The following is an 18653-nucleotide window of genomic DNA, read 5'->3' on the forward strand; positions in this document are numbered from 1 at the left end:
GCATGAGCGACCTCGCTCATCTCGCCAGCGATCCTGCATGTTCGCGCGGACGCGAATTCCTTGCCGACGAGCAATTGCAGCGCGGGCCGCGCACCGTGTTCCAGCGCGATCGCGACCGCATCATCCATTCGATCGCGTTTCGCCGCCTGCGCCACAAGACGCAGGTCTTCGTCGCGCCTGACGGGGATCACTACCGCGTCCGCCTGACCCATAGCCTCGAGGTGGCGCAGATCGCGCGCACCATCGCGCGCATTTTCGGTCTCGACGAGGATCTGACCGAAGCGCAGAGCCTCGCGCACGATATCGGTCACCCACCGTTTGGCCATGCCGGAGAAAAGGCGCTCGACGAAGCCCTGTTCACGTGCGGAGGATGGGATCACAACGCGCAGACCCTGCGCACGCTGATGCGGCTGGAAAGCCCCTATATCGAGCATAAGGGGCTCAACCTGACCTGGGAGACGCTGGAGGGTCTGGCCAAGCACAATGGACCGATCGCCGACCCCGATCCCGCGCTCGCCGCGCTCGACAAGGCGTACCCGCTGGCACTGGAACACTGGCCCTCGCTCGAAGCGCAGGTCGCTGCGATCAGCGACGACATTGCCTATGACAATCATGATATCGACGACGGTCTGCGCGCAGGCTTTCTCGATATCGAACAATTGCTGGGCCTCGATTTTGTCGCCGACAGATGGCGTGCGATCGAAAAGCGGTTTCCCGATGCTCCGGTCGAGCTTCGCCAGCGCGAGCTCGTCCGCAGCCAGATCGGCTGGATGGTCAACGACGTGCTCGAAGAAACGCGGTGCCGGTGCGAGGGCGTGAAGGATGTCGCCGAAGTCCGCGCGGCGGATCGGCAGCTGGTCGGTTTCTCACCCGAGGTCGCGGCGCAGGAGCGCGCGCTCAAGCATTTCATGTACGAGAACGTCTACCACCATCGCGACCAACTCGCCGCGGCGCGCACGGCGCGGCAGGTGATCGCATCGCTCTACGAAGCCTATGCCGAAGATCCGGCGCTGATGGCCAAGGGCTGGCGCGACCTGCCGGAGCCACCTGCCGCAGCCGCGCGCCATATTGCCGATTTCCTGGCGGGAATGACCGATCGCTATGCCATCGACGCCTACACCTGGATCACCGGGTTGGTGCCGGAGGGATTGCGGAATGTCTGAACAGGTGCGGCTGACACTGGTTGGCGCCACGGGACTGGTCGGGTCCGAACTGATGGCCGCTGCCGTCGGGCGGGAGAGTGTGCGGATCAATGCGGTCGCCCGACGCGAGATCGCCTTTCCGTCGGGCGCGCGGATGGAAGCGGTGCTGGCCGATCCGGAAGAATGGCCCGGCGCCATCGCCGCTACAGCGCCGCAGGTTTTCGTCTGTGCGTTGGGAACGACCTGGAACAAGTCGGGCAAGTCCGAAGCGGCGTTTCGGGCGGTGGATCAGGAACTGGTCCTGTCCAGCGCGCGAGCCGCGCTCGAAGCCGGGGCGACGCGCGCGGTGGTCGTGTCGTCGGTCGGGGCCGATCGGCATGCGAAAAGCTTCTACCTGCGGGTCAAAGGCGAGGTCGAACAGGAGCTGGGCCAGATCGGGTTTGCCCGGCTAGATACCCTGCGTCCCGGCCTGCTGACCGGCCCGCGCCAGGGCGATCGCCGGGTCATGGAGCGGCTCGGCATTCTGGCAAGTCCGCTCACCAATCTCCTGTTGCACGGGAGCTGGCGCAAATACCGCTCGATCCCCGCCGCCTGTGTGGCCGAGGCGATGCTCCAGCTATCGCAGACTAAAACGCGCGGAAAATTCGTTCATGACAACGAATCGATCCGGCGCGAGGCGGGGCGTTTTCGCCGGAATTAGGCGCGCGGGCGCGTTGACTCATCGTCCGCTTGCGGTCAGTGCAAGCCATCGCTGAACCGCGCGGGAGAGAGCTCTCGATTCGGGTCACCGGACCGAGAGACGCCGAAGGAGCAACCGCCCCGGAATCTCTCAGGCGCAAGGGACCGCGCGGGGCGCATGCGAACTCTGGAAAGCGTCGCTTTCGGGCGGCCACCGAAGGGGTAAGCGCAGGGGTCTGCCCGGCGTAATCTCTCAGGTTCAAATGACAGAGGGGGCTCTGATTCAAGCGGGTATGCCCCCGCGAAGGAGCCTTGCGCGTGAGCATCGAAGCGAACGAAGATACCACCGAAGACACGATCGAAGTGCAGCCGCTGCCGCTCGATGCGTGGCATCGCGAGCAGGGCGCGCAGATGGTCGAATTCGCCGGCTATCATATGCCGATCCAGTATGAAGGCATCATTGCCGAACATCTCTGGACGCGCGAGCATGCGGGCCTGTTCGACGTGTCGCACATGGGCCAGCTGCTGCTGTCCGGCCCCGATCTCGATGCCGCCGTCGAAGCGATCCTGCCGATCGATCTGTCGACTTTGAAGCTCGGCAGCCAGCGCTATTCGCTGCTGCTCGACAAGAATGGCGGCGTGCTCGACGATCTGATGGTCTCGCGCTGGCCGAATGACCTCTATCTCGTGGTCAATGGCGCGACCAAGTGGGACGACATTGCCTATTTGCGCGAGCACCTGCCCGATGAAATCACACTCAACCACCTGGAAGACCGCGCGCTGCTCGCTCTTCAGGGACCCGAAGCTTACGCGGCGCTGGCACGTCATGCCAAGGGCGAGTACGATCTTGGGTCGCTGAAATTCATGAAGTTCGGACGTTTCACCCTTGCCGGGCACGACGTCACCATCGCCCGTGCGGGCTATACCGGCGAAGACGGGTTCGAGATTTCGCTGTCTGCCGATGCGGCGGAGGAGATCTCGAACCTTCTGTGCGGCGAACCGGAAGTGAAGCCGATCGGCCTCGGCGCGCGGGACTCGCTGCGCCTGGAAGCGGGGCTTCCGCTTTACGGTCATGATCTTTCGCCTGAAACGAGCCCGATCGCAGCCGATCTCGTCTTCGGGATCAACAAACGCCGCCGCGCCGAAGGTGGCTTCCACGGCGCGAGCCGCGTCCAGTCCGAACTCGCTGACGGAACGCAAACCAAGCGCGTCGGCCTTGCGCTCGACGGCCGTCGTGCCGCGCGCGAAGGCGATGCGATCATGGCGGGCGATACGCAGGTCGGCATGGTCACGAGCGGGGGCTTCGCGCCCAGTCTCGGCCATCCGATCGCGATGGGTTACGTTGCGCTCCAGCACGCCGAAACCGGCACCGAACTCGAGATCGATGTGCGCGGCAAGCGGCTTTCCGCCAAGGTCGTGCAGATGCCTTTCGTCCCCAACCGCTATTTCCGCTGAGGAGAATTCGAATGCCCCGCTATTTTACCGAAGATCATGAGTGGATCGATGTCGAAGGCGAGATGGGAACCGTCGGTATCACCGATTACGCGCAGAGCCAGCTGGGTGACATTACCTTCGTCGAACTGCCGGAAAAGGGCGATCAGCTGAAGAAGGGCGATGCACCCTGCGTGGTCGATTCGGTCAAGGCCGCGAGCGACGTCTATTCACCCGTCACGGGCGAGGTGATCGAGGTCAATGGCGATCTCGACGAGCAGCCCGAGCTGGTCAACAGCGATGCCGAAGACGGGGGCTGGTTCTTCAAGATCCGCCTCGCCAATCCGGATGAGCTTTCGGGCCTGATGGATGCGGACAAGTATTCGAGCTTCGTCGACGGTCTCTGACGAAACTCCCCTCCCGTAGCCGGGAGGGGCAGGGGGTGGGCATGGGCCGCAAGGCTCGCCCCGTTGCGATCAATACCGCCGCGCGGCGCAAGTCTCGTTTCCTTCCCACACGCGGGAGGGGCGATTGGGGAAAAAGATGCGTTACCTGCCACTGACCGACGACAACCGCCGCGAGATGCTCGGCGTGATCGGCACGGACAGCGTCGACGACCTGTTCGTCGACGTGCCCGCTGAAGCACGCCTGACCGGCGATATCGAGGGATTGCCCAAGTACGCCAGCGAGCTCGCCGTCGAACGCCACATGGCGCGGCTGGCGGCCAAGAACATCGCGGCGGGTAACGTGCCGTTCTTCCTCGGCGCAGGGGCCTATCGGCACCACGTTCCGGCCTCGGTCGATCACCTGATCCAGCGCGGCGAGTTCCTGACCGCCTACACGCCGTATCAGCCCGAAATCGCTCAGGGCACGTTGCAGGTGCTGTTCGAATTCCAGACTCAGGTCGCGCGACTGTTCGGTACCGATCTCGCCAATGCATCGCTCTACGACGGATCGACCGCCTGCTGGGAAGCGATCACGATGGCGGGCCGCGTAACGCGCCGGTCGCGTGCGGTGCTCGCCCACGGTCTGCACCCGCATTACGTCTCGACCGCGCAGACCATGGCGAAGTTCACCAAGGACGAACTGTTCGCCGGTGCGCCCGATCTCGACGCGAGCTGTGAGGAAGACGCGATCATTGCGCAAATCGACGACACGACGTCGTGCGTCGTGGTGCAGTACCCGGACATCCTCGGCCGTATTCCCGATCTCGCAAAGATTGCCGAGGCGGCGCATGACAAGGGTGCGCTACTGGTGGCGGTTGTTACCGAGCCGGTCGCACTTGGCCTGATCGAGGCCCCGGGCGCGCTGGGTGCCGATATCGTGGTGGGCGAAGGGCAATCGCTCGGCGTCGGTCTCAATTTCGGCGGTCCGTATCTGGGCCTGTTCGGTTGCCGCGAAAAGTATGTTCGCCAGATGCCGGGGCGGCTGTGCGGCGAAACCGTCGATGCCGATGGCAAGCGGGGCTTCGTGCTGACGCTCTCGACCCGCGAACAGCATATCCGGCGCGAGAAGGCGACGTCGAATATCTGCACCAATTCAGGTCTTTGTGCACTGGCCTTCAGCATTCACATGACCCTGCTGGGCGGGACCGGACTGGAGAAGCTCGCCCGCATCAACCATTCACGTGCGCGGTTGGCTGCACAGCGGCTAAGCGAGATCGAAGGGGTGTCGGTACTCAACACCGCCTTCGTCAACGAGTTCACCCTCGTCCTGCCTTCAGACGCGCGTGTTGCGGTGCGTGAATTGGCCGACCGCCGTGTGTTGGGCGGCGTTTCGCTGGGTCGCCTCTACCCGGACGAGGATGCGCTGGCGAACGGCCTTGTCGTCGCCGTCACCGAGACCTGCTCGGCCGAGGATATCGAGGCATTCGCCACCACGCTCGAAGCTGTCCTGCAAGGAGAAGCGGCATGAACGCCCCCAATGCATCCGGATGGAAGCCTGCCATGGGTGACGGCAGCGGCATCGCCGCCCCGACCAGCAGCGGCGATGCCGCGCTGATGCTCGAGGAAAAGCTGATTTTCGAACTCGCGGGCTGCGCCACGACAGGCGTCGATTTCGACGAAGAGGCCGGCGATATCGATCCAGCGCTCGGCAAGTTCGCGCGCAAGCAGGCACCGCAACTGCCCGGCCTCAGCGAGCCCGAAACGGTGCGTCACTACACCCGCCTCAGCCGCCAGAACTACGCGATCGACCTCGGGCCGTTCCCGCTGGGGAGCTGCACCATGAAGCACAATCCGCGCCTCAACGAGAAGGTCGCGCGGATGCCCGGTTTCGCCGATGTCCACCCGCTGCAGCCGGTGGATACGGTGCAGGGCGCGCTGGAAGTCATCAACGAGTTGGCGTTCTGGCTGATCGAGCTGACCGGCATGTATGGCGTCGCAATGAGCCCCAAGGCCGGTGCGCATGGCGAGTTGTGCGGGATCCTGTGCATCCGCGCCGCACTCGAAGCGAAGGGCGATGCGCGTGAAGTCATTCTCGTGCCCGAAAGCGCGCACGGCACCAATCCCGCCACCGCCGCCTTTGCGGGCTACAAGGTCGAAGCGATCCCGGCGACGAGCGAGGGTCGCGTCGATCTGGACAAGCTCAAGGAACGGCTGGGTCCCGATGTCGCGGGCGTGATGATCACCAATCCCAACACGTGCGGCCTGTTCGAGCGCGACATGAAGGCGATCTCGGATGCGGTGCATGCGGCGGGCGGCTACGTGTATTGCGACGGAGCCAATTTCAACGCCATCGTGGGCAAGGTCCGCCCCGGCGACCTTGGTGTCGATGCGATGCACATCAACCTGCACAAGACGTTCTCCACGCCGCATGGCGGGGGCGGGCCTGGTTCCGGCCCGGTGGTGCTTTCCGAAGCCCTGGCTCCCTATGGCCCGCTGCCCTTCACCGCGCGGATGGAGGACGGCACGGTTCATCTCGTCGAGGAAGAGAGCCTCAAGGCATTCGACCACGCGAAGAGCTTCGGCCGGATGGCGGCATTCCACGGCCAGATGGGCATGTTTACCCGTGCGCTCGCCTATATCCTCAGCCATGGGGCGGACGGACTGCGCCAGGTGGCCGAGGACAGCGTGCTCAATGCGAACTACGTGTTGCGCCGCCTCGAGGCCACGCTCGATGCGCCCTATGCGGCGAGCGGGCCGTGCATGCACGAGGCGCTGTTCTGCGATGAAGGACTGGCGGAAGGCTTCTCGACCCTCGATATCGCCAAGGGGCTGATCGACGAAGGCTTCCACCCGATGACGGTGTATTTCCCGCTGGTCGTCCACGGTGCGATGCTGATCGAGCCCACCGAAACCGAGAGCAAGGACGGGCTCGATCGCCTGATCGACAGCTTGCAGCATGTGGTCGAGCGCGCGAAGGCAGGCGATGAAGCGCTCCATGGTGCGCCATATTACGCACCGCGCCGCCGCCTCGACGAGACGCAAGCGGCGAGGAAGCCGGTTCTGGTGTGGAAGGGTGAACCGGGCGTGTCGCGTATCCCGACGCCGAGCGAAGTGGGAGACCGCTAGCGCCATGTGGGATACGCTGTTCGGCCTGACCAATGGGATCGCACTGGCGGCTTGGGCGGTGTTGCTGTTCGGCCCGCGCACCAAGAGAATGCGCGCGGCGATCCTGCTTATCCCGATCGCGGTGCTGTGCGCACTTTATGCGGTGATGCTGATCGGCCTCACAGCCGGCCTGTTCGATCCGGTCGGCAATGCGGGCGGGATGAGCGAACTGGTGCGCAATTATTCGGTCGACGGTCTTATGGCGCTGTTCCAGTCGCGCGGAGGCATCGTCGTCGGCTGGACGCACTACCTCGCCTTCGACCTGATGGTGGGGTGGTGGATCGCCGGTGATGCCGACAGCCGTGGCATTCCGCGCTGGTCGCAACTTGGCGTCCTGCTGGCGACGTTCCTTGCCGGTCCGCTCGGCCTGGGGCTTTACCTTTTCTATCGTGCTACTCGCCCCGAGGTCGCCAATGCCGATCATTGACGAAGACAGCCCGCAGGTCCGATTTCCGCCGCCGCTGATCTTCGTGGGAAGCCTGTTGCTGGGACTGCTGGCCGACCGACTGCTTCGCCTTCCCTATCTGGTCGGGACCTGGCCGCAGACGCTCGGCTGGGTGCTGGTGGTGCTCGGTGGAGTGTTCATCGGGGCGGCGCTCGGCTGGTTCTATTCGGCCGGTACGAACCCCGAACCGTGGAAGCGCGACAATGCCCTCGTGACGAAGGGCTTCTACCGGATCACGCGCAACCCGATGTATCTGGGCATGGCGCTGGCCGGCTTCGGGATCGCACTGGTGCTGGGTAGCTTCGGAGCGTTGGGCGGCGTCGCACTGGCGATCGTGCTCGTCGATCGTTTCGTGATCGTGCGCGAGGAAAGGCATCTGGCGCAGATTTTCGGCGAGGCGTATACGGCGTACCGCCAGCGCGTGCGTCGCTGGATCTGAGGGCGTCTATGCATAACGATTCTCCCGCGACCCTGCGCAATCGTGCGCCGATCGCCGCTATCCTTGCCGAAGAATTGCCTGATGAAGGGCTGATCCTGGAAGTAGCGAGCGGCGGCGGAGAGCATGCGACCTTTTTCGCCGCCGGGTTTCCGATGCTGGGATGGCAGCCCAGCGATCGCGAGCCGGAGGCCACCCAGGCGATCCGCGCGCGCGCGGCTGGGCTAGGGCTGAAGAATCTTCGAGTACCGATCGTGCTCGATGCTGCTTTGGCGCAATGGTCGGTTCACGAGGCTGATGCGATCCTTTGCATCAACATGGTCCATATCAGCCCATGGTCTGCGACGACCGGTCTGTTCGAGGGTGCATCGAAGGTGCTCGGAGCCGATGCGCCGTTGATCCTTTACGGTCCGTATATCGAGGACGAGGTCGAGACCGCGCTTTCCAATCTCGATTTCGACCGCAGCCTCAAATCTCGCGACCCGCGCTGGGGAATCCGTCACCGCGAGGAAATAGACGCGCTGGCCGAAGAGACAGGCTTCAAGTGCACGCGACGCGAGGCGATGCCGGCCAACAATCTGCTGCTGGTCTATCGCAAGCAATAAAAAGGCCGGCACAAGCGGCCGGCCTCTTGAAGGTGTATTTGCGAGCGAATCAATCGATCGCGTCTTCTCCGGCTTCGCCGACCGACTCGATATCCTGGCCTACGCCTTTGACCGTGTTGCAGGCCGTGGCGCCAAGGGCGAGGGCAACGGTGCCCGTTGCGATGAGAATTTTGCGAACCATGGTGCTATCCTTCTTGTTCGGCGCTGATCGCGCGGTGGAAAGGAAACGAAAGGTGCAGATTTAGGTTCCGGCCGAAGCCCTGCGAAGGCGCAGGTAACGCTCCCGCATGACGATGATCGTGCCTGCGGTAATGATGAGCGGGGCACCAAGCCACAGGGTCGGACCGGGCAAATCGTTCCAGAACAGCCATCCGAAGCCCGTCGCCCAGATCAGCGCAGTGTAGTCCATCACGATTACCGTCGCAGCCGATCCGAACCGAAGCGAAGCCGTGAGCAGCAACTGCCCTGCCGCGCCGGTCAGGCCGACGCCCAACAGCAGAAACCATCCGGTCGTATCGTGAGCGGTCGCGAAAAAGGGCAGGAAACAGGCCGTCAGCGGCAGGGTGAGCAGGCAGAACCAGAAGACGATGCCTTGTGCCGTCTCGGTGCGATTGAGATCCTGGATCTGGATCGAGACCAGCGCGACCATGAAGGCGCCGGCCAATCCGATCGCCACGCCGAACGGATCGACATCGGCGCTACCGGGCTGGGTCACAATCAGGATCCCGGCAAATCCTATGCCCACCGCGCTCCAGCGGTATTTGCCGATCTTTTCCTTCAGCAGAAGCATGGCGAGAATCACGGCAAAGATCGGTGCTGTGAAATTGAGCGTGGTCGCTTCGGCAAGCGGCAGTAGTGTCACCGCGCTATAGATCAGGGCCATGCCGGTGATACCGTAGAGCGCGCGCACCAGATGCGCGGAAAAGCGCACCGGCTTGAGGCTTGCGATATCGGCCACAACCAGCGTCCATACGAACACGATCGGCAGGGTGATCGCCTGACGCCAGAACACGATTTCGGAAAGGTGGACGCCAGCTTCGCCCGCCAGCTTGACCAATGCAGACATCGTCGCGAGCGCCATCGCGGCGAAGATGCGGACGATCACCGCAAGCTGCGGGCGAGGGGCGGCGACGGTCGAATCCACGAGCTCTCCCTTAGGCGGCTACGGGCATGACGCAAGCACGGCGCTTGCAGCGATCGCGCAAACGCCCATATCCCCGCGCATGGATTGGAATGCGATCTGGAGCCATATCCGCTTTGCCAGCCCGGCCACGCAGGCTGCGCTCTGGGCTGGAGCGCTGTTGGTGGTCGCGGGACTATCGATCTGGGCGGAAAGCCGGCGGACGAAGCGCAGCACACCCGATGCGGTCGGCTTTATGCCCTGGACCTTTATCGCGCTCGCCTCGCTTTTCATCGCGGCGGGCTTGGCATTGGCGGCAGTGAAGGGCTGGCGCGCGGGTTAGAACTCCGCGTCCGTCCGGACGAGCCTTAGAGGCAGGCTTCCAGATAGGCCTGGTCGAACCCGAACTGGCGCGCCTTTTCCAGCGTGTAGGGGCGGAGGCCCGAGCTGCGGAACTCGCCCATGATCTTGCCGTCGTCGCTCTCGTCGAGATACTCGAACTTGAACAATTCCTGCGTCACGATCACGTCGCCTTCCATCCCGATGACCTCGGTAATGTTGGTCGTGCGGCGCGAACCGTCGCGCAGGCGCTTCACCTGCACGATGAGATCGACCGATTCGGCGATCTGCCGGCTGATGGCTTCCTTGGGGATCTTGATGTCGCCCATCAGGATCATGTTTTCCATACGGCCCAGACACTCGCGCGGACTGTTGGCGTGAAGCGTACACATCGAACCGTCATGGCCGGTGTTCATCGCAGCGAGGAGGTCGAAACATTCCGCGCCACGAATTTCGCCGAGAATGATCCGGTCGGGGCGCATACGCAGGGCGTTTTTCACGAGGTCGCCGATCGTGATCGCGCCCTGACCTTCGAGGTTCGGCGGACGCGTTTCGAGCGGCAGCCAGTGCGGCTGCTGCAGGCGCAGTTCGGCGGCGTCTTCGATCGTCAGCACGCGTTCGCCCGGGTCGATCATCTTCGACAAGGCATTGAGCATCGTCGTCTTGCCCGAGCCGGTACCGCCCGAAATAACCACGTTCATGCGGCAGGCACCGGCGATCTTGAGCGCGGTGCACATCTTGTCGTCCATCGATCCGAAGCCCTCGAGCATGTCGAGCGTTATCGGTTTCTCGGAGAATTTACGAATCGAGATTGCGGTGCCGCGCAGCGACAGCGGCGGCACGATCACGTTCACACGGCTGCCGTCCTTGAGGCGGGCGTCGGCGAGCGGGGTGGTCTGGTCGACGCGGCGGCCGACCTGGTTCACGATGCGCTGGGCAATCTGGAACAGGTGCTGCTCGTCGCGGAAGCGGATATGGGCAAGCTGGAGCTTGCCGCCCTTTTCGACGTAGGTCTGGTCGGGCCCGTTGACCATGATGTCCGAGACATCGGCATCATTGAGCAGTTCCTCGAGCGGACCGAAGCCGAGCAATTCATCGACCAGCACCTTCTCGAGCGCGAATTGCTCGCGCCGGTTGAGCGTGACCTTCAGTTCGGCCAGCACTTCGAGGATGATCGGGCGGAATTCCTCCGACAATTCGTCCTTGGTCAGCGTGGCAGCGGCTTCGGGATCCACTCGTTCGAGCAGGCGCGGCAGCACCTGCTCCTTGATCTTGTGAACGCTGGCTTCGAAGCCGTCCTGCTCTTGGGGCTCGTGAACGTTGTTCGATCGTTCGGCGAGACGCGCCATCGCATCGCCGCCCTTTTGCATGCCCGACGGCACGGCCGTGTTCGACGATCCATCCTTGTCGTCGGGCAAGGGCGGAAACTGGTCTCCGCCCGAAGATGACTTGTCTTGCGATGATTTGGATGGCGGCGGCGTGCCGTTGCCTTTCATCGGACGCGCGACGCCGAAGCTGGGCCGCGACCCGCCGGGGCTGCTGCTCGTTCCGTTCTTGCGTCCGAATGCGCTCATGCCGTCTCGTTCCCATGCACTGCGGTGCTGTCACCTCGTGTGGGTGCCGTTCTGGGCGCTAATGGTAAATTTTCCGGAAACTTCGTGCGCGACATGCCATCGCTATAATCCTCGCGCACCGTTCGCCTGCCCGATAGGATAGGGGAATGCGACGTCATCGGACCGGTACAGGATTGATGAGCCAGCGAGGCTTTCTCACTGCAAGGCGATGGGCATGACCGAGCCGCTAACCTGCTGGCTGTGCAAGCGTACGATCGGCAAGCGGGTGCAGTGGCATCACACCGTTCCCAAGGCGAAGAAGGGCAGGGCGACCGTCCCCGTCCATCCCATGTGCCATCGCACCATCCACGCCAATTTCACCAATGCAGAACTGGCGCGGTTCGACAGCGCTCGAGACCCCTTGCTGGACAACGAGACAGTGGCAAATTTCCTGCGGTGGATCGCCGACAAGCCACCGGACTTTCATGCAGCAACGCGCAGGCCGCGGCGCTAGCTCGATGGAAAAAAGGGCGGCCCCGCGAGGCCGCCCCATCTCGTGAGATCGTACTTGGACTCAGCCGCCGTTCTTGTCGTCGAACAGTTGCTGCATCAGGTAGACGAGCTGCATCGCCCGCAGCTTGGCGCGTTGTTCGTTATCAACGCCCCCCGAATGGCCGCCCTGCATGTCCTCGAAATAGAGGTAATCGTCGCCTTGCGCGGCCATGCGCGCGGCGGCCTTGCGGCCATGGCTCGGATGGGTGCGATCATCCGCCGTCGAAGTGACGTAGAACACGCGCGGGTAGTCCTTTTCCTCGAGCAGCTTCTGGTAGGGGGAATAGCCTTCGATCCATGCGCGCTGTTCGGGGATGCGTGGATCGCCATATTCGCCGATCCACGAGGCACCCCGGCCGATATATTGATAGCGCAGCATATCGAAGAGCGGGATCTGGACGATCGCGGCGTTGAACAGGTCTGGCGCCTGGGTGAAGGCGGTACCGACCAGCAGCCCGCCCTGCGAACCGCCCTGGACGCCGAGATGTTCGGGGCTGGTGACGCCGCGCGCAACCAGATCGCGGCCCACGGCGATGAAATCGTCCCAGGTGCGCTGCTTGTTCTCGCGGATCGCGCTCTGGTGCCAGCCGGGGCCGAATTCCCCGCCGCCGCGCATATTGGCGAGCACATAGGCGCCGCCGCGTTCGAGCCACATCTTGCCCGTCGACCCGAGATAGGACGGCAATTGCGAAACCTGGAAACCGCCATAGCCATACAGCAGGGTCGGCGTGGTCCCGTCCATTTTCATGCCCTTGGGCTTCACGAGGAAATAGGGGATCTTGGTGCCGTCGGCGCTGGTCGCCTCGAACTGCTCGATCTCCATGTCGGTCGCATCGAAGCGCTCGGGGCTTTCCTTTACGATCTCGAGGTTCACGCCGTCTTCGGCGTAGTAATAGGTGCCCGGCGAGAGGAAGTCGGTCGAGGTGAACATTATCTGGTCGGTCTCGTTCGACGCTGTCGCCACGCCGACGGTGGCGTTCTTCGGCAGGTCGATTTCGGTCCAGCCCCAGCCGCCGTCCTCGTAATCGAACTTGAGGACCTTGCCCTTCACGTTGTCGAGGATGGAGATGTAGCCGCTGTTCTTGGTTGAACCGCCACCGCGCTTGGTCTGCCGCTCGCCCGGAGCCCAGACGAGGACCTTCTGCGCGCCGTTCGGGTCGGCCTTCCATTCCTCCAGATCCACTGCGACGATCGAGTCGGCAGGGAACGTCACACCGCTGGTCTCCCAATCGACATCGGTCGTGAACAGCATGTGCCCGTCCAGAATACCGTACGGCCCAGCCTTCGCTGGAAGATCCAGCTTCACCCACTCGCCGTCATGCTCGACGAAATATTCGCGCTCGTGGAACGAGACGCCGCGATAAGCCATCCGGCCGTGGATCGTGCCTTCGCCGTCGCGGAGCAGATAAGCGCCTGCCGAGACATCGCTCTTCTCGCCGCGGAAGATTTCCTTCGCTTCCTCGATCGGCGTGCCGCGTTTCCATTCGCGGGTGGTGAAGGGGTAGAAACTGTCGGTCACGGTATCGTCGCCGAAATCGCGACTGATCAGCAGCGTGTCCTGATCGACCCAGCTCGCGCTGCCCTGGCTTTCGGGCAGTTCGAACCCGCCATCGACGAAGTCGAGCGATTCCAGGTCGAATTCGCGCGCGACGCTGGCGTCCTTCCCGCCATCGGACAGGTAGACCATGCAGCGCGTGCCGTCGGGCGGCAGGCAGTTCATCCCGCCATAGACCCATTCCTTGCCTTCCTTGGCGGCGAGTGCGTCGACATCGAGGATGGTTTCCCATTCCGGATTGTCGGTGCGCCAGCTTTCCAGCGTGGTGCGGCGCAGAATGCCCTTGGGGTTCTTCGCGTCCTGCCAGAAATTGACCATGCCGTAATGGGTGAACGAGACGCCGGGAATGCGATCCTCGGCGTTGTAAATCGCCAGCGCCTCGGATTTCAGCTCTTCGAAGCGCGGGTCGGATTGCAGCGCATCGATCGTTTTCTCGTTCTCGGCGCGGACCCAATCGAGCGCGCGCTCGCTGCGGGTTTCCTCGAGCCAGATGAACGGATCGTTTTCGGCTTCGTATTCGGGTTCGACCACGATGTTGGTGTCCTGTGCAGCCAGCGGTGTGGCGGTAAAGGTAGCGAGCGCGAGCGAAGCGGCCAGCGCGCGAGTTGATACGGGTTTCATGGATAGCGTCCCTTTCCCAGAGTTACGCCGCGCATAGTGCCAGCATGTCCCGCGATCACAAGCGATTCGGCAGGGTAGGGTAGGGCGTTGGTCGAAACGAAAAGGGCGACCCGATGGGCCGCCCTCGTTTGTTCGCTCTTGTGGCGCTTAGCCTTCGACGTGTTCGGCAAGGACCGTGAGGCCATTGTCGCCCACTTCGGCGAAACCGCCGCGCACGTCGATTTCTTCGGGGGCGCCGCCCTCGGTCTTGTAGACCTGGACCTTGCCGTCGCGGATGGTCGACATGAAGGGCGCGTGGCCCTCCAGCACGCCGAATTCGCCCTCCGCACCGGGCACGACCACCATGTGGACGTCTTCGGAGCGGACCAGCTTGGCCGGCGTGACGAGTTCGAAGTGCAGTGCCATTGCTTAGGCTTCCTCGGCCATTTTCTTGGCCTTTTCGACCGCCTGATCGATCCCGCCGACCATGTAGAAGGCGGCTTCGGGCAGGTGGTCGTATTCGCCTTCGACGACGGCCTTGAACGATTTGATCGTGTCTTCGATCTGGACGAACTGGCCGGGGATGTTGGTGAACACTTCGGCGACGTGGAACGGCTGCGACAGGAACTTCTGGATCTTGCGCGCGCGCTGGACGGTAAGCTTATCTTCTTCGCTCAGCTCGTCCATGCCTAGAATGGCGATGATGTCCTGCAGGCTCTTGTACTTCTGCAGCGTTTCCTGAACGCGGCGGGCGGTGTTGTAATGCTCTTCGCCGACGACGCGGGGTTCGAGCACGCGGCTGGTCGAATCGAGCGGATCGACCGCCGGGTAGATGCCCAGCTCCGAAATCGCGCGGTTCAGCGTGGTGGTCGCGTCCAAGTGAGCGAACGAGGTGGCCGGCGCAGGGTCGGTAAGGTCATCGGCGGGAACGTAGATCGCCTGGACCGAAGTGATCGAGCCCTTGTTGGTCGAGGTGATGCGTTCCTGCAAATTGCCCATGTCGGTCGACAGCGTCGGCTGATAGCCCACCGCCGAAGGAATGCGGCCGAGCAGCGCCGACACTTCCGAGCCCGCCTGGGTGAAGCGGAAGATGTTGTCGACGAAGAACAGCACGTCCTGGCCTTCTTCGTCGCGGAAATATTCGGCCATCGTCAGGCCCGACAGCGCCACGCGGGCACGCGCGCCCGGAGGCTCGTTCATCTGGCCGAAGACGAGCGCAACCTTCGAACCTTCGGAGATCGCTTCGCCCGCATCGTTCTTGGCGATCACGCCGGCGTCGAGGAATTCGTGATAGAGATCGTTGCCCTCGCGGGTACGCTCACCCACGCCGGCGAATACCGACACGCCGCCATGGCCCTTGGCGATGTTGTTGATGAGTTCCTGGATCAGCACGGTCTTGCCGACGCCGGCGCCGCCGAACAGGCCGATCTTGCCGCCGCGCGCATAGGGCGCGAGCAGGTCGATCACCTTGATCCCGGTTACGAGGATGGCCGCTTCGGTCGACTGGTCGACGAACAGCGGGGCCTCGGCATGGATCGGCATGGTGCGCTCGGCACCGACGGGGCCGCGCTCGTCGATCGGCTCGCCGATGACGTTCATGATGCGACCGAGCGTCTTGGGCCCGACGGGGACCGAGATCTGCTGGCCGGTCGCGATGACGTCCTGGCCGCGGGTGAGGCCTTCGGTCGCGTCCATCGCGATCGTGCGGACCTGGTTTTCGCCCAGGTGCTGTGCGACTTCGAGGACCAGCGTCTTGTCGCCGTTCTTGGTTTCCAGCGCGGTCAGGATCGACGGCAGTTCGCCTTCGAATGCAACGTCGACGACGGCGCCGATGACCTGGGCGATGGTGCCGTTGGTGGTCTGGTTGAGGGCAGGTGCGGTGGCCATGTTGTGTTCCTTAGCCTTCGGTTAGAGCGCTTCAGCGCCCGCAATGATTTCGATAAGTTCGGTGGTGATCGCGGCCTGGCGGCTGCGGTTGTACTGGATCGTCAGCTTGTCGATCAGCTCGCCGGCATTGCGCGTGGCGTTATCCATCGCTGTCATCGACGCGCCCTGTTCCGAGGCTTCGCGTTCGAGCAGCGAGCCGAAGATCTGTGTCTTGATGTAGCGCGGCAGGAGCTCTTCTAGGATCGCTTCCTCGTCGGGCTCGTATTCGACCACGGCACCGTCGGATGCCTTGGGAGCGGCATCGGCTTCAGGCGCAGGGACGGGGATCAGCTGCTGCGTGACCGGGTCCTGCGCGAGCGCCGACTGGAAGATCGGATAGACGAGGTGGGCGACATCGAATTCGCCGTTCTCGAAGCGCGTCAGCAGATCGTCGGCGATCGCTTCGGCTTCCTCGAAACCGATATTGCGAACTTCCGACGTATCGAACCACTTCTCGATGCGTTTTTCATAGTCGCGCTTGATCGGTGCGCGGCCCTTCTTGCCGACGAGGTAGAACTGCACGTCCTTGCCTTCGCCGAGCAGCTTGCGCGCCTGCTTCTTGGCCTCTTTCACGATATTCGCGTTGAGACCGCCGCACAGGCCCTTGTCGGTGTTGACGACGACCAGCAGGTGGCGCTGATCGGAGCCGGTGCCGGCCAGCAGCTTGGGCGCGCCGTCACCCGAAACCTTCGAAGCGATCGAGGCCATCACGCCCGACAGCCGCTCGGCATAGGGGCGTGCGGCTTCGGCCGCCGCCTGCGCACGGCGCAGCTTGGCCGCGGCGACCATCTGCTTGGCCTTGGTAATCTTCTGGGTCGATTTGACCGAGTTGATCCGACCTTTAAGTTCTTTCAGGCTTGCCAAAACTGGTTCCTAACTAACTTGGTTCGTAGCGCTCGAAAACTAGCTCAAAACTCTCTGCACCGAGCAATTTCAACTTATCATCCGAAACTTCGAACTGCTCCGAAATTTCAGCGTCCGGATCATCTGCGAGCATCTCGGTTGCAGCCACTCGCAAGCATTCCTCTGCTTCTGCGTCATGCTCCAGCGCTAATCGTGATCTGATCTCAATTTTATTCTTTACCTTGCGTACCCAGACCTGCCTTACACCGTTACATATATTCCCGTTCAGAGCGCGCTGGGCTGAGAGAAGCAGCTGGATGCGTTCATTTGTTTCCAATGATCAAGCGAACTGCTTGGCGAACTTGTCCAGCGCGTCGACGACCTTCTTCTTGGTGCCGTCTTCGAACTTGCCGGTGGTACGGATTTCTTCGAGCACGTCGGCGTGTTCGCTGCGCATGTGGCTGAGCATCGCGCTTTCGTATTCGGTGACGCGGTTGGTATCGACCGCATCGAGATAGCCGTTGGTGCCGGCGAAGATCGACACGGTCTGCTCTTCGAACGGCATCGGGCTGAACTGCGGCTGCTTGAGCAGCTCGGTCAGGCGCGCACCGCGATTGAGAAGCTTCTGCGTGGCGGCGTCGAGGTCCGAGCCAAACTGCGCGAAGGCGGCCATTTCGCGATACTGCGCGAGGTCGAGCTTCATCGAGCCCGAGACCTTCTTCATCGCCTTGGTCTGGGCGGCACCGCCCACACGGCTAACCGACAGGCCGACGTTAATCGCCGGACGGATGCCCTGGTAGAACAGGTCGGTTTCGAGGAAGATCTGGCCGTCGGTGATCGAGATCACGTTGGTCGGGATATAGGCCGACACGTCGCCCGCCTGCGTTTCGATGATCGGCAGCGCGGTCAGCGAGCCGCCACCTTCGCTGTCGTTCATCTTGGCCGCACGCTCGAGCAGGCGGCTGTGGAGATAGAACACGTCGCCCGGATAGGCTTCGCGGCCCGGCGGGCGGCGCAGCAACAGCGACATCTGGCGGTAGGCGACGGCCTGCTTGGAAAGGTCGTCATACACGATCACGGCGTGCATGCCGTTGTCGCGGAAATATTCGCCCATCGCGCAGCCGGTGTAGGGTGCGAGATACTGCAGCGGAGCGGGCTCCGAAGCGGTCGCGGCGACGACGATCGAATATTCCATCGCGCCGTTTTCTTCGAGCGACTTGACGATCTGCGCAACGGTCGAGCGCTTCTGGCCGACGGCGACGTAGATGCAGTAGAGCTTCTTCTTCTCGTCGTCGCCCTGATGCGCGTCCTTCTGGTTGATGAAGGTGTCGATCGCGACGGCGGATTTACCGGTCTGACGGTCACCGATGATCAGTTCGCGCTGGCCACGGCCGACGGGAACAAGCGCGTCGATCGCCTTGAGGCCCGACTGCACCGGCTCATCGACCGACTGGCGCGGGATGATGCCCGGAGCCTTCACTTCGACGCGGCTACGCTCGGTCGTTTCGATCGGGCCCTTGCCGTCGATCGGATTGCCCAGCGCGTCGACCACGCGGCCCAGCAGGCCCTTGCCGACGGGAACGTCGACGATGGTCTGCGTGCGCTTGACGGTGTCGCCTTCCTTGATCTCGGCGTCCGAGCCGAAGATCACGACGCCGACATTGTCCGCTTCGAGGTTCAGCGCCATGCCCTGAACGCCATTGGCGAATTCGACCATTTCACCAGCCTGGACCTTGTCGAGGCCGTGGATACGGGCGATCCCGTCACCCACGCTCAGCACGGTGCCGGTCTCGCTGACTTCGGCTTCGGTGCCGAAATTGGCGATCTGGTCCTTGATGACCTTGGAGATTTCTGCGGCGCGGATATCCATGTCTGTA

At 63.1% G+C, this 18653-nt stretch carries 20 protein-coding genes and 2 riboswitches; of the genes, 11 read left to right on the forward strand and 9 right to left on the reverse strand.

Annotation, left to right across the window (positions count from 1 at the left end):
• Window positions 1–2: 2 nt before the first annotated feature.
• The 9 genes from GRI68_RS02425 (at window position 3) to GRI68_RS02465 (ending at window position 8288) form a co-directional block, all read left to right on the forward strand.
• Window positions 3–1163 (forward strand): deoxyguanosinetriphosphate triphosphohydrolase, encoded by a 1161-nt coding sequence (locus tag GRI68_RS02425; protein ID WP_160615558.1) that lies wholly within the window; start codon window positions 3–5, stop codon window positions 1161–1163.
• Complete coding sequence (locus GRI68_RS02430; protein ID WP_160615560.1) at window positions 1156–1842, forward strand: NAD(P)H-binding protein; 687 nt, start codon at window positions 1156–1158, stop codon at window positions 1840–1842. The genes GRI68_RS02425 and GRI68_RS02430 overlap by 8 nt, the downstream gene beginning before the upstream one ends.
• A gap of 51 nt (window positions 1843–1893) precedes the next feature.
• A riboswitch (glycine riboswitch) is annotated at window positions 1894–1998 on the forward strand.
• A riboswitch (glycine riboswitch) is annotated at window positions 1999–2100 on the forward strand.
• A gap of 38 nt (window positions 2101–2138) precedes the next feature.
• On the forward strand, window positions 2139–3275 hold the full coding sequence (gcvT, locus tag GRI68_RS02435; RefSeq protein ID WP_325063745.1) for a glycine cleavage system aminomethyltransferase GcvT: 1137 nt from the start codon (window positions 2139–2141) through the stop codon (window positions 3273–3275).
• Window positions 3276–3286: 11 nt separating this feature from the next.
• A complete protein-coding gene (gene gcvH / locus GRI68_RS02440; RefSeq protein ID WP_160615562.1) occupies window positions 3287–3658 on the forward strand; it encodes a glycine cleavage system protein GcvH in 372 nt (123 codons plus the stop codon).
• A 136-nt stretch (window positions 3659–3794) separates the two neighbouring features.
• On the forward strand, window positions 3795–5165 hold the full coding sequence (gene gcvPA, locus GRI68_RS02445; protein ID WP_160615565.1) for an aminomethyl-transferring glycine dehydrogenase subunit GcvPA: 1371 nt from the start codon (window positions 3795–3797) through the stop codon (window positions 5163–5165).
• Window positions 5162–6763: an aminomethyl-transferring glycine dehydrogenase subunit GcvPB gene (gcvPB, locus tag GRI68_RS02450; protein ID WP_160615567.1), complete on the forward strand. Its 1602-nt coding sequence runs from the start codon at window positions 5162–5164 to the stop codon at window positions 6761–6763. Before gcvPA ends, gcvPB begins: the two co-directional genes overlap by 4 nt.
• 4 nt (window positions 6764–6767) lie before the next feature.
• On the forward strand, window positions 6768–7229 hold the full coding sequence (locus tag GRI68_RS02455) for an ABA4-like family protein (RefSeq protein ID WP_160615568.1): 462 nt from the start codon (window positions 6768–6770) through the stop codon (window positions 7227–7229).
• Window positions 7216–7686 (forward strand): methyltransferase family protein, encoded by a 471-nt coding sequence (locus tag GRI68_RS02460; RefSeq protein WP_160615570.1) that lies wholly within the window; start codon window positions 7216–7218, stop codon window positions 7684–7686. Before GRI68_RS02455 ends, GRI68_RS02460 begins: the two co-directional genes overlap by 14 nt.
• Before the next feature lie 8 nt (window positions 7687–7694).
• Window positions 7695–8288, forward strand: coding sequence for a DUF938 domain-containing protein (locus tag GRI68_RS02465; RefSeq protein WP_160615572.1), 594 nt, complete (start codon window positions 7695–7697; stop codon window positions 8286–8288).
• A gap of 49 nt (window positions 8289–8337) precedes the next feature.
• Here GRI68_RS02465 and GRI68_RS02470 read toward each other — a convergent pair whose 3' ends face one another.
• Both GRI68_RS02470 and GRI68_RS13945 read right to left on the reverse strand, forming a co-directional pair.
• Window positions 8338–8469, reverse strand: coding sequence for an entericidin A/B family lipoprotein (locus GRI68_RS02470; protein WP_160615574.1), 132 nt, complete (start codon window positions 8467–8469; stop codon window positions 8338–8340).
• A 60-nt stretch (window positions 8470–8529) separates the two neighbouring features.
• Complete coding sequence (locus tag GRI68_RS13945; protein ID WP_160615576.1) at window positions 8530–9432, reverse strand: DMT family transporter; 903 nt, start codon at window positions 9430–9432, stop codon at window positions 8530–8532.
• A gap of 79 nt (window positions 9433–9511) precedes the next feature.
• Between GRI68_RS13945 and GRI68_RS02480 the strand changes: the two genes are divergently transcribed.
• On the forward strand, window positions 9512–9751 hold the full coding sequence (locus GRI68_RS02480) for a hypothetical protein (RefSeq protein ID WP_160615578.1): 240 nt from the start codon (window positions 9512–9514) through the stop codon (window positions 9749–9751).
• Between the two features lie 25 nt (window positions 9752–9776).
• Here the strand turns inward: GRI68_RS02480 and GRI68_RS02485 are convergent, their stop codons facing one another.
• On the reverse strand, window positions 9777–11321 hold the full coding sequence (locus tag GRI68_RS02485; protein ID WP_160615580.1) for a CpaF family protein: 1545 nt from the start codon (window positions 11319–11321) through the stop codon (window positions 9777–9779).
• A 214-nt stretch (window positions 11322–11535) separates the two neighbouring features.
• Here GRI68_RS02485 and GRI68_RS02490 point away from each other — a divergent pair, with 214 nt between their 5' ends.
• Window positions 11536–11814, forward strand: a complete 279-nt coding sequence (locus GRI68_RS02490; RefSeq protein ID WP_407643318.1) for an HNH endonuclease — start codon at window positions 11536–11538, stop codon at window positions 11812–11814.
• A gap of 60 nt (window positions 11815–11874) precedes the next feature.
• On the opposite strand, the gene GRI68_RS02495 is transcribed toward GRI68_RS02490, so the two are convergent.
• From GRI68_RS02495 to atpA, 6 genes are all read right to left on the reverse strand, one after another.
• Entirely contained in the window at window positions 11875–14028 is a 2154-nt protein-coding gene (locus GRI68_RS02495) for a prolyl oligopeptidase family serine peptidase (protein WP_160615584.1), read from the reverse strand.
• Window positions 14029–14175: 147 nt separating this feature from the next.
• Window positions 14176–14433, reverse strand: coding sequence for an ATP synthase F1 subunit epsilon (locus tag GRI68_RS02500; protein ID WP_160615586.1), 258 nt, complete (start codon window positions 14431–14433; stop codon window positions 14176–14178).
• A 3-nt stretch (window positions 14434–14436) separates the two neighbouring features.
• Entirely contained in the window at window positions 14437–15894 is a 1458-nt protein-coding gene (gene atpD / locus GRI68_RS02505) for a F0F1 ATP synthase subunit beta (protein WP_160615588.1), read from the reverse strand.
• Window positions 15895–15915: 21 nt separating this feature from the next.
• Complete coding sequence (locus GRI68_RS02510) at window positions 15916–16797, reverse strand: F0F1 ATP synthase subunit gamma (protein WP_160615590.1); 882 nt, start codon at window positions 16795–16797, stop codon at window positions 15916–15918.
• Window positions 16798–16810: 13 nt separating this feature from the next.
• Complete coding sequence (locus GRI68_RS02515; protein WP_160615592.1) at window positions 16811–17113, reverse strand: hypothetical protein; 303 nt, start codon at window positions 17111–17113, stop codon at window positions 16811–16813.
• A gap of 3 nt (window positions 17114–17116) precedes the next feature.
• A complete protein-coding gene (gene atpA / locus GRI68_RS02520) occupies window positions 17117–18646 on the reverse strand; it encodes a F0F1 ATP synthase subunit alpha (RefSeq protein WP_160615594.1) in 1530 nt (509 codons plus the stop codon).
• Between the last annotated feature and the right edge of the window lie 7 nt (window positions 18647–18653).

Source organism: Alteriqipengyuania halimionae (assembly GCF_009827575.1).
GTDB lineage: Bacteria > Pseudomonadota > Alphaproteobacteria > Sphingomonadales > Sphingomonadaceae > Alteriqipengyuania_A > Alteriqipengyuania_A halimionae.